A 17,711-nucleotide genomic window follows, 5' to 3' on the forward strand; every position below is an offset into this window, starting at 1 on the left:
AAATCAATAGAAATTTAATTTTAAAAATAGATCCTTAATTTTGGAGAAAAAAGTTTTAAGAAGCGATACTAATAGATAAAAAAATATGTTAAAATATCAATTAAAAGATAAAATGAAAATGATGTTGAGGTGAGGGAAATGTTCATAAATGATTATCATATTCATAGTCAATTTTCAGGAGATTCAAGTCAAGATTTAAATGAAATATTTGAAAGAGCAATTTTTTTAGGATTGGAAGAGATAGCTATAACCGATCATTTAGAATATGATATAGAGGGGATGACTGAAAAATGGATTTTGAATTTAGATAGATATACTAAAGAAATAATAGAATTTAAAAATAAGTATAGAGATAGGTTAAATATAAAATTAGGATTAGAAGTGGGAGTTCAACCGCATACTCGAGAGTATTTAGAGAATCAAGTTAAAAAATATCCTTTTGATTTTGTGATAGCATCTACACATGCTATTGATAGATATGATCTGGCTTTTGGTGAACTACAAAAGTCTAGAAATAAGGAGGAGTTGCAGGAATATTATTTTAAAACTGTATTTGAAAATGTAAAAATATATGATAATTTCTCTATATATGGACACATGGATTTTATTACAAGGTATGGTGGAGATAAATATAGGGGTTTAGAGTACGAAAAAAATAGCGATTTGATAGATGAGATTTTAAAAATGCTGATACATAAGGGAAAGGGAATAGAAATAAATACTTCAGGATATAGGTATAAAGAGGATAGGTTTTATCCTTGTACTGAGATTGTAAAAAGATATTTTGAATTGGGAGGAGAAATTATTACTATTGGCTCAGATTCGCATATAAAAGAGCATTTGACTATGGACTTTGATAGAGTATATAATTTTTTAAAAAGTATTGGAGTAAAATATATTTGTGGATTTGAAAAAATGAAACCTGTATTTAAAATTTTAAAATAAAGTTGATACTTCAGGTTAAATATGATAAAATTAAAAAGATAAATTTTATAAAAGGAGATAAGATTATGAAAAAAACAGTAGTGATGTTAACAATGCTTGGTTTAGCATTAGGAGGATGTACAGCTTTAGAAAAAACAAATGAAGCGGTTGAAAAAGTAGGAACTGTGACACAAACAGCTCAAACTATGCTAGATATTAATTCTATAAAAGGGCAAGAATTTACTCTTGAAAATTCAGATATAACTATTTCATTTGATAATACTAGGGTGTATGGATTTAGTGGAGTAAATAGATATTTTGGAGGATTAACAGTACAAGGAAGTAGTATAGTTATTGAAAATATAGCCTCTACTATGATGGCGGGTCCTCAAGATAAAATGGAAGAAGAAGCAAGTTATTTAAAGACTCTAGCAGAAATGACTTACATGAGAATAGAGGGTAAGAGTGTTATTTTAACAGGAAATGGAAAGACTTTAAAATTTCTAGGAAAATAAAATCAAATAATTATTTTCAATTTTCATCTTAATTTAAAAGCAACAACAGTTATATAAAACAAAAACTCAAGAGTGATATGAATCATTCTTGAGTTTTTGTTTATTTACTAGTTTTTAAGCTTTCATAAGCTGAAAAAATATTCATGATTTGAAGTTTTACACCTATAGCTAGACTTTCTTCATCAATATCAAATTTATCATTATGAAGTGGAGCTGTAATACCTTTGTTTAAGTTTCCAACGCCTAAATTAAAGAATGCTCCTGGAACTTTTTCTACAAAGTAAGCAAAGTCTTCAACACCCATATTAGCTAATGGTTTAGTAAAAATAGCTTTTTCTCCTAGAAGTTTTTTAGTATTTTCTTTAATGATATCTATGTATTTGTCATGATTTATTAAAGCTGTATAACTATCTTCAAAGATAACTTTTCCTGTTGCACCATAAGATTTAGCTCCATATTCTACCATCTCTTTTAATCTCTCTTTTACTCTATTTTTAACTTCATTAGAAAGAGTTCTTAGTGTACCAGAAGCTACTACTTTTTGAGCAACAATATTTTCTTTATCTCCACCATTTATTTTTCCAAAACTAAGTACAGCAGAATCTCTAGAATCAACATTCCTACTTATGATACTTTGAATATTAGTAATTACTCCACAAGCAGCTACAATAGCATCTATTCCTTGACTTGGATAAGCACCATGACAACTTATTCCCTCTATTTCTATTCTAACATCAGTAGATGAAGCACAATAAGCTCCATATTTTACACCTACTGTTCCACACTCTATTATAGGATCTACATGAAGTCCAAATATTGCATCTACACCTTCAAGACATCCATCATTTATCATAGGTAGTGCACCACCTGTTGTCTCTTCTGCTGGTTGGAAAAGAAGCCTTATATTACAAGGAAGATTAGTTTTATTCTCTGATAATATTTTCGCTACTCCTAGTAATATAGCTGTATGAGCATCATGACCACAAGCATGCATTTGCCCAGAAATAGTAGAAGAGTATTCACTAGTATTACACTCTAAAATAGGAAGTGCATCCATATCAGCACGTAGAGCTATTGTAACATTTTTATCATTTCCATCTATATCAACAACTACTCCACTTTTTCCAACCCCAGTTTTATATTTAAAACCCATTTTATCTAGTAATGAAGTGATATGAGCAATAGTTTTAGGAAGCTCAAAGTCTAACTCTGGGATCTTATGTAACTCTCTTCTTGTATTGATAATCCACTCTTTATTTTCATTAACATCGTTTAAAAATTTTGTAATTATCATGTTCCCTCCTGAGTAAAATATTTTGCATTATTTTATTCTAAAAAATAAAAAAAGTAAAATATATTTTTAAAATGTTTTTTATTTAATTTTTATATTTAATATATATTAAAAAATATAGTTTAAATTACGAAGAAAAATAGGCAAGTTTGTTAATTTCTTTATGTTGTTTTTAAGCTGAAATTATGATATAATTCAATAATTGAGTAAAACTATGGAGGAGATAATGTCAGAAAAAATAAATTTGTTAAATTTTAATCAGCAAGAGTTAGAAGATTTTATAATATCACTTGGAATGAAAAAATTTTATGGGAAACAACTTTTTAATTGGTTACATAAAAAGATAGTAAGAGATTTAAATGAGGTAACTAATCTTTCATTGAAAGATAGAGAGTTGTTAGTAGAGAAATCTTATATCCCATTTTTAAATTTATTAAAACATCAAATATCTAAAATAGACAAAACAGAGAAATTTTTGTTTCAGTTAGAAGATGGAAATACAATTGAAACTGTTTTGTTGAGACATAAAGATAAGAGGAATACTTTATGTATTTCTTCCCAAGTTGGTTGTGCTGTAAAGTGTAGTTTTTGTGCAACTGGACAAGGAGGTTTTGCAAGAAATCTGAATGTAAGTGAGATTATTAATCAAGTTTATACTATAGAAAGAAGACTTTTAAAGCGGGGAGATAAGATAAATAATGTTGTATTTATGGGGATGGGAGAACCACTTTTAAATCTTACAAATGTTTTAAAAGCTCTTGAAATATTATCTAGTGAGAATGGAATAAATATTTCTAAGAGAAAAATAACTATCTCAACTTCAGGAATCGTTCCAAACATAGAGAAAATACTCCTTGAAAAGATACCGGTAGAGCTAGCTGTATCTTTACATTCAGCTATTAATGAAAAAAGGGATGAGATTATTCCTATCAATAAAAGATATCCATTAGAGGACTTACATGCTGTTTTACAAGAGTATCAAAGACAAACAAAGAGAAGAATTACTTTTGAATATATTTTAATAAATAATTTTAATGTTTCTGAAACAGATGCTAATGCTTTAGCAGATTATGTGCATGAGTTTGATCATGTTGTGAATTTAATTCCTTGTAATCCAGTAGAAGGAACTGATATGACTAGACCATCAGATAAAAAAATAGAGAGATTTGTTAACTATTTACAAAATGTAAGAAAGGTAAATGTAACTATTAGAAGAGAAAAAGGAACAGATATAGATGGAGCTTGTGGACAGTTGAGACAAAAAAATAAAAAACCTACTAAATAGGAGGAAGAATGAAAAAATTTACATACTTAAAAGTATTTATAGCAGTGATATTTTTGGGTGGCGTGATTGCTTCTGGAGCTGTTTTTGGAGTAGTATATAAATACTATAAAGAATTACCGGATATTTCTACCTTAATAGAGGATTATTCTCCATCTATTCCTACAACTGTGTACGATCGAAAAGGAAGAGTAATAGATGTTATTTCTCGTGAAAAAAGAGAAACAGCAAAATTTAGGGAAATTCCTCAGAATTTAAAAAATGCTTTTTTAGCTATTGAAGATAAGAAATTTTATTTTCATCATGGCATACACTTTAAAAGATTATTAGGAGCGATAGTAGCTAATATAAAAAGTGGTTCTGCTGTACAAGGGGCAAGCTCTTTTACTCAACAACTAGCTAGAAATGCTTTTTTATCTCATGAGAAAAGTATAGCTAGAAAGATAAAAGAGGCTCTTATAACTTTCGAAATAGAGAGAAAATACACTAAAGATGAGATTTTTGAAAAATATCTAAATGAGATATATTTTGGAGCTGGGGCTTATGGAGTAAAAACAGCAGCAGAGCAATTCTATAGAAAAGATATATCACAAATTAATTTAGCAGAAGCAGCATTGCTTGCAGGTATTCCAAATAGACCGGAAACATATAATCCCAGCAAAAAATTAAATAATTCTTTAAAAAGAATGAGACTTATTCTTTCAGAGATGTATAAAGATAAAATGATAACAAAAGATGAGTATGATAGAGCTCTTGCACATAAATTTTATAATGAAAATAATCTACCAAAAGATTTTATTTTAGATGAAGAGACCACAGTTATATATAATAAAAGAAGTGAAGTTGAGTATAATGTACCAGATTTCTCTGGGTTAGTAGAAAATATATTATTAGAAAATTTTAGTGAAGATCTAATATATACAGGTGGATTAAAAGTATATACTACTCTTGATTTAGATATGCAAAAGATAGCTAAGGAAAGTTTTGAAAATTATGCTTTTTTTCAAAAAGATGGAAGAGAAAAATTACAAGGAGGAATGGTAACTGTAGATCCAAATAATGGACATATTATCTCTATTGTAGCTGGAAAAAAATTTAAAGATGGAGATTTTAATAGAGCTACTATGGCAAGAAGGCAATTAGGGTCTTCATTTAAACCTTTTTTGTATTTTACAGCTTTGCAAAATGGATATGAGTTAAATTCAGTGATTGAGGATAGGTATTTACAATATGGTAATTGGATACCTAAAAATTATGGAAATAGATATAATAAAAACCTGACTTTGCTTACAGCCTTAGATAGATCTGTAAATACTGTTTCTATTCAGCTATTAGATAAAGTAGGAATAAATGTTGTCCAAAAAAATATGCAAAAGCTTGATCCTAACTTAAAAATTCCAGATAATTTAACAGCCTCATTAGGTTCGTTTGAAAATACACCATTACAACATGCATTAAATTATAGTGTATTTGCTAATGGAGGGTATAAAGTGGCACCAGTAATAGTTACGTCTGTTAGTGATAAATATGGAAATGTTCTCTATGAACAGCTACCACAAAAAGAGAAAATTTATGATAGCTTAGATATCAGCTTAGTAACATATATGTTAAAAAGCTCAGTTATGTTTGGAAGTTCTGGAAGAGCAGCTGTATATGACTCTAATAAAAATAGGATAGAACAAGGTGGAAAAACAGGAACAACTAATGAGAATAGAACACTATGGTTTGCTGGGATAACACCTAATTATGTAACAACTATTTATATAGGATATGATGATAATTCACCTATTATTGGGAATGTAAGTGGAGGAAATGGAGTTGCACCACTGTGGGCTGAGTATTATCAAAAACTTGTAGATAAAAATTTATATAATACTAAGGCTAAGTTTTCATTTTTAGATAATCATTTAAAAAACGGAGATTTAGTTTTACAAACTTTAGCTCTTAATAGTGGATTGAAAACAGATAAGGGAAGAGATTTTGTTCTTAGAAAGGGAAAAATTGAGCTTGAAAGAGATGATAAGTATTTTAAAGGTATAGCTGGAATATTTGAAAAAAATGGATATAAAGTTACAAATATAAATACAGTAACTGAATCTGAATGGAGAGAAAAAGAAGAGAAGATAGATAAAAATATTAATTTGAATAGTAAATCAAATTCAAATACAAATGATTCATTATTTAAAAGATTGTTAGGAGAGTAAAGAGAGTGGTTTAAATTTATTAGAAAATTTATAAAATTTCGAGGAGGAATAGCTATGTTTGAAAAAAAAATTTATATTGAAAGAAGAGAAAAGTTAAAGAAGATAGTAAAAAAAGGAGTAATAATACTTCCTGGAAATCAGGAATCTCCTAGAAATTATAAAGATAACTGCTATAACTTTGAACAAGACTCTACATTTTTATATTATTTTGGCATGGATATTCCACATCTTATAGGAGTTATAGATGTAGATAATAATAAGGAATATATTTTTGGAACTGATTTTACTCTTGATGATATAGTTTGGATGGGAGAACAAAAACTTTTAAAAGATCTTTCTAAAGATGTTGGAGTAGAAAATTTTATAGAATTAAGTGAGTTTAAAATTTACTCTGCTAAATTAAAAGATGAAAAAAGGGAGCTTCTTTTTCTACCTCAGTATAGAGCTGAGACAATTCTTGAATTGTCAGAAGCTTTTAAATTAAATCCATTTGAATTTAATAATTATATTTCAGAAAAACTTATAAAGGCTGTAGTAGAACAAAGAAATATAAAATCAGAATTAGAGATAAAAGAAATAGAAAAAGCAGTAAATATAACAAGAGAAATGCATTTAGAGGCTATGAGAATAGCTAAACCAGGTATGAAAGAGTATGAAGTGGTAGCTGCTTTAGAAGCGGTGGCAAGTAAATATAATGCTACTACTTCCTTCCATACTATATTCACAAAAAATGGACAAACACTACATAATCATTATCATGGAAATACTCTACAAGATGGAGATATAGTTGTTTTAGATGCTGGAGCTAGAACACAAATGGGATATTGTGGAGATATGACTACATCTTTTCCAATATCTAAAAAATTTTCAGATAGACAAAGGGATATTTATACATTGTTAATTGAAATGTTTGAAAAAGCAGAGAGTTTGATTAGACCAGGAATAACATATAAAGAAGTACATTTAGAAGTTTGTAAAGTTTTAGCTAGGGGTATGAAAGATCGTAATTTAATGAAAGGGGATGTAGAAAAAGCTGTAAAAGAAGGAGCACATGCTATATTTTTCCCGCATGGACTAGGACATATGTTGGGACTTGATGTTCACGATATGGAAAGCTTAGGAGAAAATAATGTAGGTTATGAAGAATTTGAGAGAGATATGCAGTTTGGATTAAAATCTTTAAGATTGGCAAGAGAATTAAAACCAGGATATGTATTTACAGTAGAGCCTGGAATATACTTTATACCAGAACTTATTAGGAGATGGAAAGAAGAGAAAAAATTTACTGAGTATTTAAATTATGAAGAGATTGAAAAATACTTAGATTTTGGTGGAATGAGATACGAAGGAGATTTTTTAATAACTGAAGAGGGTGCAAGGAGATTGGGAGATAAAATGCCAAAAACTTATTTAGAGATAGAAGAGCTTAGAAAATTTTTCTAAATTAAAAATATTTAAATAGTAACTATTCAGGTATGTTTAACTTAAAAGGAAAATTAAAAATTATCTAAATTATACGACTCTTTAAGTTTTTAATTAATCTCCATACCCGAATAGTTACATAGAATTTAAATTAAATCAAATTTTTTTAAATCATCATCTACAGAACTAATTCCACTTATTCCAAAATTTTCCACTAAAACTTTAGCTACATTTGGAGATAAGAAAGCTGGAAGAGTAGGACCTAAATGAATATTTTTTACTCCTAAATATAGTAGAGCAAGTAAAACAATCACAGCTTTTTGTTCATACCAAGCTATATTATAAACTATAGGAAGTTCATTTATATCACTTAGTTCAAAAACTTCTTTTAATTTAAGAGCTATTATAGCTAGAGAGTAAGAGTCATTACATTGTCCAGCATCTAATACTCTAGGAATTCCATTAATATCTCCAAGATTGAGTTTATTATATCTGTATTTTGCACAACCAGCTGTTAATATAATAGTATCTTTTGGTAATTTTTCAGCAAATTCTGTGTAATAGTTTCTATTTGCCATTCTACCATCACATCCAGCCATCACAATAAATTTCTTAATTGCACCAGATTGGATATTTTCAATAATTTTATTAGCTAATGAAAGAACTTGATTATGGGCAAATCCACCAATTATCTCTCCTTTTTCTAATTCAGTAGGAGCTTGGCAAGTTTTTGCAAGTTCTATTATTTCAGAGAAATCTTTTGATCCATCTTTATTAACTTTTATTTTTTTCCATCCAGGATATCCAGCAGCATTAGTTGTAAATACTCTATCTTTATAATTAGCATTAGTTGATGGAGGAACTATACAGTTAGTAGTAAATATGATAGGTCCATTAAATTTTTCAAACTCCTCTTTTTGTTTCCACCAAGCATTTCCATAATTTCCAAAGAAATGAGGATATTTTTTTAATTCTGGATAATAGTGTCCAGGTAACATTTCAGAGTGAGTATAGATATCCACTCCACTATTTACACTTTGTTCTAGAAGTTGTTTTAAATCATTTAAATCATGACCAGATATCAAAATTCCAGGTTTTGTTCCAACACCTATATTTACTTTTGTAATTACAGGATTTCCAAAGGCAGAGGTATTAGCTTCATCTAATAAAGACATAACTTTTACTCCGTAGTTTCCACACTCTAGCACAAGGCTTGTCAATTCATCTCCATTTAGTGAGTCATCTTCAGTAGCAAGTAAGCCTTTTTCTATAAATGAAAAGATCTCATCTTGAGTTTTACCAAGATTCATAGCATGCTCAGCATAGGCAGACATACCTTTTAATCCATAGATAAGTAACTCTCTTAATGATTTTATATCTTCATTTTCACTTCTTAAAACTCCAACTTCTTTTTTTTCAGAAAAGTTTATTATATCTTCATCACTTTGAACTTCCCAATTAACTAATTTAGAAAACTTTTCTATCTCTTTTTTTTCCTCTTCATTCAACAAAGTAGCTAATTCTTTTCTCAGTTTTATTCCTTTTTTTATTTCAGATATTATAGCTTCGTCATCAAAATTGGCATTAGTAATTGTTACGAATAGTGAATTAATTAGATATCTATTTATCTCATCAGATATTTTTTCATTTTTTCTAAGAGTTGAACTATAAAGAGCTACTCCTTTTGTAACATATATTAATAAATCTTGTAAATTAGATGTTTTTGAAGTTTTTCCACAGACTCCAATAACAGAACATCCTTTTCCTTTGGCTGTCTCCTGACATTGAAAACAAAACATTTTACTATTACACATATTTCCTCCCTTTTAATGAAAATTTTACTCTGGAAATATCGTAACAGATTTTTTTTATAAAATCAGTAACATATGTTACCAAAACATATTTAAATTTTTATTGAATTATTATAGAAACTATGTTATATTAAAAGTAAATGATTTTATGTAATATCTCATATATCCCTGAAATATGGTCAGGAGTTTCTACGGTTTACCAATGTAATAAACTGCTATGAGTTAGAATAAAAAGTTTGAGTTAAATCTCAAGATCACTTACTTATTTTACTCCTAATTGTAGTTTCAAGAAGATGTATGAAAATTTTTAGGAGGACAAAGTGAAAAATACATCACCTTATCATTTAGATGGAGTTCCATCATTAAAAGAGGCTATCCCTTTGGGGTTACAACATGTATTAGCAATGTTTGTAAGTAATATTACACCGTTGATAATTGTAGCTGGAGCTCTAAAAATGCCAGCTGAAACAAAAACTTTTCTAATTCAATGTACAATGTTTGTAGCAGGGTTAAATACAATGATACAAGCATATACTATCGGACCTATCGGAGCTAAATTACCTATCGTTGTGGGTACAAGTTTTGCTTTTGTACCTGTTGCCCTTTCTATTGGATCACAATATGGATATGAAGCCATTTTAGGAGCTGCCTTAGTTGGAGGAATTTTTGAAGCTTTTATTGGCTTAATTATAAAAAGAATAAGAAGGTATTTTCCACCAGTTGTAACAGGAGTAATAGTTTTATCAATAGGCTTATCACTGTTGCCTACTGGAGTTTCAAATTTTGCTGGAGGAGTAGGAGCTGCTGACTTTGGATCTTTCTCAAATTTAATTTTAGGAATGATTGTATTGATAACAGTGATATATTTTAAGCAATTTACTAAGGGAATTACAAGTACTGGAGCAATGTTTATAGGAACTGTTGTGGGATTTATCGTAGCTATACTTATGGGAAAAGTTAATTTATCAACTCTTTCAATGGCTGGATATTTTAATTTACCTAAGCCTTTTACCTATGGATTTACATTTCATTTAGATGCTTGTTTGGCGATGATAATGATGTATATAGTTTCTGCTGTTGAAACTGTAGGAGATATGTCAGGAGTCACTATGGGTGGTGCTAATAGAGAACTTGAAGATAGAGAGATTTCAGGTGGGATTTTAGCAGATGGAATAGGGAGTTGTATAGCTGCTGTTTTTTCTATCTTACCAACAACTTCTTTTAGTCAAAATACAGGACTTGTAGCTATGACTGGGGTTATGAGTAGATTTGTTGTAGGAGTAGGGGCAATATTTTTGATATTAGGAGCTTTTATTCCAAAAGTTGGAGCAATACTTTCAATAGTTCCAGCAAGTGTAATAGGTGGAAGTCTAGTTATGATATTTGCCATGATTTCTATATCAGGAATAAATCTTATAACAAAAGAACCATTAAAGGGAAGAAATGCATTAATTCTTTCTGTTTCTTTGGGATTGGGATACGGACTTGGAAGTGTACCTGCAGCTTTAAGTTATTTTCCAGAAAGTGTAAAACTTATTTTTGGAGGATCAGGAATAGTTGTATCTGGTTCTATAGCTGTAATATTAAATCTTATACTACCGCCAGATGAAGAGATGAAAAAACATATAACAAGTGATAAGATAAAAGTATAGTAAAATTATGAAATATTAGGAGGTCAGCTTTGTTTAGTTTTAAAAATTATTTAGCTGTTACATCATTAGAAGAAGCTTATAATGAACTGTTAAAGAGCAAAAAAAATATTATTTTAGGAGGAACTTCCTATCTGAGAATGGGGAATATAGCTTATAATACTGCTATTGATATTTCAAACCTTTCCCTTAATTATATAAAAAATGAAGGAGAATATATACATATAGGTGCTATGACATCTTTTAGAGATTTAGAGACAAGTAAAATTACTCAAAATTTATTTAATGGTATTTTAGATAAATGTGTGAGAGGAATAATAGGAGTACAGTTTAGAACAAATGTTACAGTAGGAGCAACTGTATTTTCAAAGTATGGATTTTCTGATCTAATTCCAACTTTATTAGCAATGGATGCTAGTGTAATACTTTATAAAGGTGGAGAAATTTCTTTGGAAAATTACCTAAAAGAAGAGGGACTTAGAAGAGATATTTTAGTAGAGGTTAAAGTAAAAAAAGATGGAAGAGGTTCATTTCAAAGTATTAGAAAAAGTAAAACAGATTATGCTATTACAAATACTTGTGTAACTAAAACAGAAGCTGGAATTAGATTAGCTATAGGAGTCAGACCAGGCAAAGCAGTGCTGGCTTATAAAGCTATGGAAATTTTAAATAATAATGAGATTACAGATGAGATAATAGATAGAGCTTGTGAAGCTATGACAAAAGAGATCATATTTGGAAGTAATATGAGAGGAACAGGAGAATATAGGAGAGCTGTTTCGAAAACTCTTGTAAAAAGAGCGATCAAGGAGGTATTGTAGTGCTTTTAACACTTAATGTAAATGGAAGAAAAAGAGAAATATTGATCTCTGCTGATGAATATTTATTAGATGTTTTAAGAAAAATGGGATATCTAAGTGTAAAAAGAGGATGTGATACAGGGTCTTGTGGGCTTTGTACAGTATTAATTGAGGATAAACCAGTATTATCTTGTAGTACGTTAGCTGTGAGAGCTCAAGGAAAGAATATAACAACTATTGAGGGATGCCAAGAGCAGGCGGAAAGATTTGCAGAATTTATGGCAGCAGAAGGTGCAGAACAATGTGGTTTTTGTGCACCTGGTTTCACATTGACAGTACTTGCTCTTATGAAAGAGTATGAAAATCCAAGTGATGAGGAGATTTTACACTACTTGAATGGAAACTTATGTAGATGTAGTGGATATATTTCACAGCTTAGAGCTATAAAAAATTTTATGGAGGCTGAGAAAAGATAATGAAATATGTAAATAAAGAGATAAAGAAAGTAGATGGGATCGGTCTGATTACAGGTAAGCCATTTTATACTGATGATATGGTTGCAAATCAAGAATATCTTATAATAAAGCTTCTAAGATCTCCGCATGCACACGCAAAAATAAAAAGTATAGATACAACTGTTGCTAAAAAAGTACCTGGGGTAGAGGCTATATATACCTATGAAGATGTTCCACAAACTATGTTTACTTTAGCTGGACAATCATATCCAGAGCCATCTCCATATGATAGAAAAATTTTAGATGAATATGTGAGATATGTTGGAGATCCTGTTGCAATAGTAGCTGCAGTAGATGAAAGGACAGCTCAAAAAGCTATGAATCTTATAAAAGTTGAATATGAGGTTTTAGAAGCTGTAGTTGATTATGAAAAGGCTTTAGACTCTCATATTTTAGTACATAGAGACAAAGCACATATAAATTATAACAACATAGGATATGATAATACAAGAAATTTAGCTTCTTCTTATTTACAGGAAAAAGGAGATGTAGATAAGGGACTTAAAGAGAGTGAAGTTATAATAGAGAATACTTACTACACTCAACCACAAATTCATGCTATGATGGAAACTTATAGATCAGCTGCGTATTTTGATGTATACGGAAGACTAACAGTGATATCTTCTACTCAAATTCCTTTTCATGTAAGAAGACATCTAGCAAGAGCATTAGAGTATCCTAGTAGTAGAATAAGGGTTATGAAGCCAAAATTAGGTGGAGGTTTTGGAGGGAAACAAACTTCTGTATGTGAGATTTATCCCGCCTTTGTAACTTTAAAAACAGGAAAACCATCTAAGATAGTATATACAAGAAAAGAGACACAAGCTTATTCAAATACTAGGCATGCTATGAGATTAACTGTTAAAATAGGTTCAGATAGAGAAGGAAATATAAAAGCTATAGATATTAATGTATTATCTAATACAGGTGCATATGGAGAACATGCACCGACAGTTACAGCTCTTGTAGTTTATAAAACATTTCCATTATATGAAAAGATTCCTATGAGATGTAAAGCGAATATAGTTTACTCCAATACTACAGTAGGTGGTGCATTTAGAGGTTATGGAGCAACTCAAGGAACATTTGCTGTAGAATCTGCTGTGAATGAATTAGCACATAAACTAGGATTAGATCCTACAGAAGTAAGAATGAAAAATCTGGTAAATCAATCAGAAACAGTAAGTGGAGATATTAAAAAATGTATTGAAATTGGAAAGAAATCTTTTGGATGGGAAAATAGAAAAGTCTTAGATATGGGAAATGGAAAGGTTAGAGCTTCTGGAATGGCTGTAACTATGCAAGGATCAGGAATAGCTAATGTTGATACAGGATCTGCTACCGTAAAATTACATGATAGTGGTGATTTTACAGTAATGTTAGGTGTAACTGATATGGGACAAGGTTGTGATACCGTTTTATCTCAGATGGCAGCTGAAGTATTAGAAGTACCTCTAGAAAAAATAATAGTAAATACAGCTGATACTGATACATCACCATATGATCCTGGAGCATACGCTTCAAGTGGAACCTATGTAACTGGAAATGCTGTAGTTATAGCTTGTGAAAAAATGAAAAAAGAGATTATAAAATCTGCAGCTAAGTTAATGAATAAGTCTGAAGATGAGTTAGAGTATAAAGGAGAATATGTAGAGGCTCAAGATGGTACTAGACTCACATTAAAAGAGATTGGAGTAAGAAGTGTATCATTCGAAGGACAAAATCAAATAATTACAACAGGAACTTGGGGAGGAAAGACTTCTCCACCTCCATTTATAGCAAGTTTTGTTGAAGTAGAGGTAGATACGTTAACTGGAGAGACTAATGTAGTTGACTTTTTATCAGTAGTTGACTGTGGGATTCCAATAAATCCAGCATTAGCAAGAGTTCAGGTAGAGGGAGGAATAGCACAAGGAATTGGACTTGCTCTAACTGAAGAGATAACTATTGATGAAAAAGGAAGGCTTTTACAAGATACTTTGATGCAGTATAAGATTCCTTCTAGAAAGGATATAGGAGGAAATGTTAAAGTAATATTTAGTAATTCTAATGAACCAACTGGACCATTTGGAGCTAAATCAATAGGAGAAGTTGTTATAAATACTGCAGCTCCGGCAATAGCTGATGCTGTATATAATGCAACTAAGGCAAGAGTTAGAAGTCTTCCTATTACGAGCGAAAAATTATTTTGGGAAATTACTTTAAAATAGTTGTAAATTATGATATAATATAAAAATATGATTAATTTTATTTGTTAAGTATTGGAGGCTTATTTTAAACATGGAATTACTAAAAGAATACATCTTAAATAATGGAAAGGCTATTGGTTCAAAGATATTAAAGGTAGATAGTTTTTTAAATCATCAAATTGATCCTGTTCTTATGATGAAAATGGGAGAAGAATTTAAAAAAAGATTTCAAGGAGTAGAGATTAATAAAATTCTCACTGTAGAAGCATCAGGAATAGCAATAGGACTTGCTGCAGCATATGCTTTTAATGTACCCTTGGTGTTTGCCAAAAAAAAAGTACCTTCAACAATGGCGGAATTTTATACTACTAAAGTGTTTTCATTTACTAAAAATAAAGATTACACTATCTGCGTTGGAAAGGATTTTTTAGAACCACATGATAAGGTCTTGATAATAGATGATTTCTTAGCTATGGGAAATGCTGTTCTAGGATTAAAAGAGTTAGTAGAGCAAGCAGGAGCAGAAGTTATGGGAGTAGGAATAGCTGTTACTAAAGGGTTCCAAGGTGGAGAAAAGTTACTTTTAAATTCTGGATTGAGAGTAGAATCATTAGCTGTAGTAGATTCCTTAGAAAATGGAGAAATTAATTTTAGATAAAAAAGTATTGACAAATTTATGATATAGGTGTATTATTATTTTATAGAAAAATTATTTTAAGGGAGATAAGTTATGAAAGGAAATTTTATTTTATTTAATTTGACAACAATACATCATCACCATCATAGGTAGAGAGTTTGTTATGTGAATTAGTTTCATAGATACAGACTCTGATTAGCATGCAATTAAGAACTGTATCTATGATGGTAAAATAAAAGATTTTCGTAATTTGAAGTAAGCCATCTGGATAAAAACAGATGGTTTTTTATTTATCAAAACAAGGGGGATTAAGTATGAAAAAAGTAGTTATGTGTTTAATGATGATGGTGAGTGTTTTTATTAGTTCTTTTGGTGCAGATAAGTCACTAGAAGAGATAAAGAAAAAAGGATATTTTATAGTAGGATTAGATGCCACTTTTGCACCTATGGGATTTAGAGACGAAAAAGGTGAAATAGTAGGTTTAGATATAGATTTAGCTAAAGAAGTAGCTAAAAGAATGGGAGTTGAAGCTAGATTTAAACCTAGTGAATGGGATGCTATAATATTCGAATTAAGAAGTAAAAATATAGACATGGTTTGGAATGGAATGACAGTTACTCCAGCTAGAGAAAAACAAGTAGCTTTTACGAAACCTTATCTAACTGATAATCAAATAATTTTTACCAGAAAGGGAACTGAACCTGCTAAAGTTCAAGATTTAGCTGGAAAAGTTGTAGGTGTTCAATTAGGAAGTTCAGGTGCTCAATCAGTGGAAGATAATCCAATTAGAAAAGAGATAAAGGAATTAAAAAAATATGCTACAAATGTTGAGGCACTTTTAGATTTAGAAGCAGGAAGATTAGATGCAGTGGTTATGGATGAAATTTCAGGGAAATATTATAATGCTAAAAAATCTACATTGACTTATTCAGTAGAAACTTTAGCTGATGAGAATTATGCAGTAGCTTTAAGAAAACAAGATAAAACTCTTCTAAATGAAATTAATAGATTGCTAGATGAGATGAAAAAAGATGGAACATTTGATAAAATAGTAGAAAAATGGCTTGGAAAATAAAAGATAAAAGGAGATAAAGATGGATAGTAATGTTTTATTTATATTACAAGGCTTGGGACTGACGGTAAAGTTATATATAATAACAATGGTATTTTCGTTACCTTTAGGGGTTATCATATCATTAGGAAGAATATCTAAAAACCCTCTTTTAAGTAATGGGATACAAGTTTATACTTGGATATTTAGAGGAACTCCATTACTGTTACAACTTTTCTTTGTATATTATGGATTACCTGTGATAGGAATTACTTTATCTCCTTTTACAGCTGCAGCCCTTACATTTGTGGTTAATTATACAGCCTATTTTTGTGAGATATTCAGAGGAAGTATATTAGGTATAGACAAAGGACAGTATGAAGCTGCTAAAGTTTTAGGAATGAGTTATTGGCAAACAATGGTTAGAATAATTATTCCTCAAGCTTTAATTACAGCTCTTCCACCTTTAGGAAACGAAGCAATAGCACTTATAAAAGATACCTCATTAATTTCAGCAATAGGTATGGCAGAGATATTAAGAAATTCAAGAGAAATAGTAACTAGAGATTTTTCAATTACCCCATTTATAATTTGTGCAGTTATATATCTAATACTTTCAACAATTGTTGTAATATTCTTTGAAAGAGTAGAGAAAAAGGTGATGATATAATGATTATAAAGATAAGGGATCTACATAAAAATTATGAAGGAAATATAGAGATATTAAAAGGTGTAAATTTAGATATAGAAAAGGGAGAGGTTGTTTCAATAATAGGAGCTTCAGGTGGGGGAAAATCAACTCTTCTCAGATGTATGATAGATTTAGAGGAGATACACAGTGGAACTATAGAAACTCCTGATAAAAAGAAAATGGGGATGGTTTTCCAATCTTTTAATCTTTTCCCACATAAAACAGCTCTTCAAAATATAATGGAATCCTTAATAGTAGTAGATAAAATGCCAAAGGAAGAAGCTAAAAAAATAGGTTTGGAGTTATTGGATAAGGTGGGATTAAAAGATAGAGCTAATTTTTATCCTAAGGCTTTATCAGGAGGTCAAAAACAAAGGGTTGCTATAGCTAGAGCAATGGCAAAAAATCCAGAAGTTTTACTTTTTGATGAGCCGACTTCTGCACTTGATCCTGAAATGGTAAATGAAGTTTTAAATGTTATTCAAAATCTAAGAGATACGACAGATATGACAATGGTAATAGTAAGTCATGAGATAGAGTTTGTGAATAAGATATCTGATAGAATAGTTGTCATGGAAAATGGGAATATTAAGGAAATAAGAAAAAATAAATAATATTTAAGTAGTTATTTTTTAATTTAAAATTTCCCAAAATATAAAAATTAATTTTGAGTTTTTAAATATAAAGAATAAAAAATAAAAGGAAAAGATATTTAATTCTTTTCCTTTT

General features: G+C 29.9%; 15 protein-coding genes and 1 riboswitch. Of the genes, 13 read left to right on the forward strand and 2 right to left on the reverse strand.

Annotated elements, in window-relative coordinates; genetic code table 11:
• Window positions 1–138: 138 nt before the first annotated feature.
• A complete protein-coding gene (locus DYA59_RS03605) occupies window positions 139–945 on the forward strand; it encodes a histidinol-phosphatase HisJ family protein (protein ID WP_115269472.1) in 807 nt (268 codons plus the stop codon).
• A 65-nt stretch (window positions 946–1,010) separates the two neighbouring features.
• Window positions 1,011–1,439: an META domain-containing protein gene (locus tag DYA59_RS03610; protein WP_115269474.1), complete on the forward strand. Its 429-nt coding sequence runs from the start codon at window positions 1,011–1,013 to the stop codon at window positions 1,437–1,439.
• A 100-nt stretch (window positions 1,440–1,539) separates the two neighbouring features.
• Here DYA59_RS03610 and DYA59_RS03615 read toward each other — a convergent pair whose 3' ends face one another.
• Window positions 1,540–2,733, reverse strand: coding sequence for a M20 metallopeptidase family protein (locus DYA59_RS03615; protein WP_115269476.1), 1,194 nt, complete (start codon window positions 2,731–2,733; stop codon window positions 1,540–1,542).
• A gap of 220 nt (window positions 2,734–2,953) precedes the next feature.
• Here DYA59_RS03615 and rlmN point away from each other — a divergent pair, with 220 nt between their 5' ends.
• From rlmN to DYA59_RS03630, 3 genes are read left to right on the forward strand one after another with little or no spacing between them, the layout of a single operon-like run.
• Window positions 2,954–4,015: a 23S rRNA (adenine(2503)-C(2))-methyltransferase RlmN gene (rlmN, locus tag DYA59_RS03620; protein ID WP_115271468.1), complete on the forward strand. Its 1,062-nt coding sequence runs from the start codon at window positions 2,954–2,956 to the stop codon at window positions 4,013–4,015.
• Window positions 4,016–4,023: 8 nt separating this feature from the next.
• Window positions 4,024–6,216, forward strand: a complete 2,193-nt coding sequence (locus tag DYA59_RS03625) for a transglycosylase domain-containing protein (RefSeq protein WP_115269478.1) — start codon at window positions 4,024–4,026, stop codon at window positions 6,214–6,216.
• A gap of 54 nt (window positions 6,217–6,270) precedes the next feature.
• On the forward strand, window positions 6,271–7,659 hold the full coding sequence (locus tag DYA59_RS03630) for an aminopeptidase P family protein (RefSeq protein WP_115269480.1): 1,389 nt from the start codon (window positions 6,271–6,273) through the stop codon (window positions 7,657–7,659).
• Between the two features lie 125 nt (window positions 7,660–7,784).
• On the opposite strand, the gene hcp is transcribed toward DYA59_RS03630, so the two are convergent.
• Window positions 7,785–9,452, reverse strand: coding sequence for a hydroxylamine reductase (gene hcp / locus DYA59_RS03635; RefSeq protein ID WP_147368823.1), 1,668 nt, complete (start codon window positions 9,450–9,452; stop codon window positions 7,785–7,787).
• 135 nt (window positions 9,453–9,587) lie between these two features.
• Window positions 9,588–9,687, forward strand: a riboswitch (purine riboswitch).
• Between the two features lie 82 nt (window positions 9,688–9,769).
• On the opposite strand from hcp, the gene DYA59_RS03640 reads away from it, so the two are divergent.
• The 8 genes from DYA59_RS03640 to DYA59_RS03675 all read left to right on the forward strand — a co-directional run bounded on the left by DYA59_RS03640 (window position 9,770) and on the right by DYA59_RS03675 (window position 17,596).
• The gene (locus DYA59_RS03640) at window positions 9,770–11,101 is read left to right on the forward strand and encodes a uracil-xanthine permease family protein (protein WP_115269482.1); all 1,332 of its coding nucleotides are present in this window, start codon (window positions 9,770–9,772) and stop codon (window positions 11,099–11,101) included.
• A gap of 29 nt (window positions 11,102–11,130) precedes the next feature.
• Window positions 11,131–11,919 (forward strand): FAD binding domain-containing protein, encoded by a 789-nt coding sequence (locus DYA59_RS03645; RefSeq protein ID WP_115269484.1) that lies wholly within the window; start codon window positions 11,131–11,133, stop codon window positions 11,917–11,919.
• A complete protein-coding gene (locus tag DYA59_RS03650; protein WP_115269486.1) occupies window positions 11,919–12,374 on the forward strand; it encodes a (2Fe-2S)-binding protein in 456 nt (151 codons plus the stop codon). The genes DYA59_RS03645 and DYA59_RS03650 overlap by 1 nt, the downstream gene beginning before the upstream one ends.
• Complete coding sequence (locus tag DYA59_RS03655) at window positions 12,374–14,623, forward strand: xanthine dehydrogenase family protein molybdopterin-binding subunit (RefSeq protein WP_115269488.1); 2,250 nt, start codon at window positions 12,374–12,376, stop codon at window positions 14,621–14,623. Before DYA59_RS03650 ends, DYA59_RS03655 begins: the two co-directional genes overlap by 1 nt.
• Window positions 14,624–14,693: 70 nt before the next feature.
• Complete coding sequence (locus DYA59_RS03660; RefSeq protein ID WP_115269490.1) at window positions 14,694–15,260, forward strand: xanthine phosphoribosyltransferase; 567 nt, start codon at window positions 14,694–14,696, stop codon at window positions 15,258–15,260.
• A 293-nt stretch (window positions 15,261–15,553) separates the two neighbouring features.
• Entirely contained in the window at window positions 15,554–16,315 is a 762-nt protein-coding gene (locus tag DYA59_RS03665; RefSeq protein WP_115269492.1) for an amino acid ABC transporter substrate-binding protein, read from the forward strand.
• A gap of 19 nt (window positions 16,316–16,334) precedes the next feature.
• Complete coding sequence (locus tag DYA59_RS03670; protein WP_115269494.1) at window positions 16,335–16,961, forward strand: amino acid ABC transporter permease; 627 nt, start codon at window positions 16,335–16,337, stop codon at window positions 16,959–16,961.
• The gene (locus DYA59_RS03675; protein ID WP_115269496.1) at window positions 16,961–17,596 is read left to right on the forward strand and encodes an amino acid ABC transporter ATP-binding protein; all 636 of its coding nucleotides are present in this window, start codon (window positions 16,961–16,963) and stop codon (window positions 17,594–17,596) included. The genes DYA59_RS03670 and DYA59_RS03675 overlap by 1 nt, the downstream gene beginning before the upstream one ends.
• Window positions 17,597–17,711: the final 115 nt, after the last annotated feature.

Origin of the sequence: Fusobacterium necrogenes (assembly GCF_900450765.1) — a bacterium.
Lineage (GTDB): Bacteria > Fusobacteriota > Fusobacteriia > Fusobacteriales > Fusobacteriaceae > Fusobacterium_A > Fusobacterium_A necrogenes.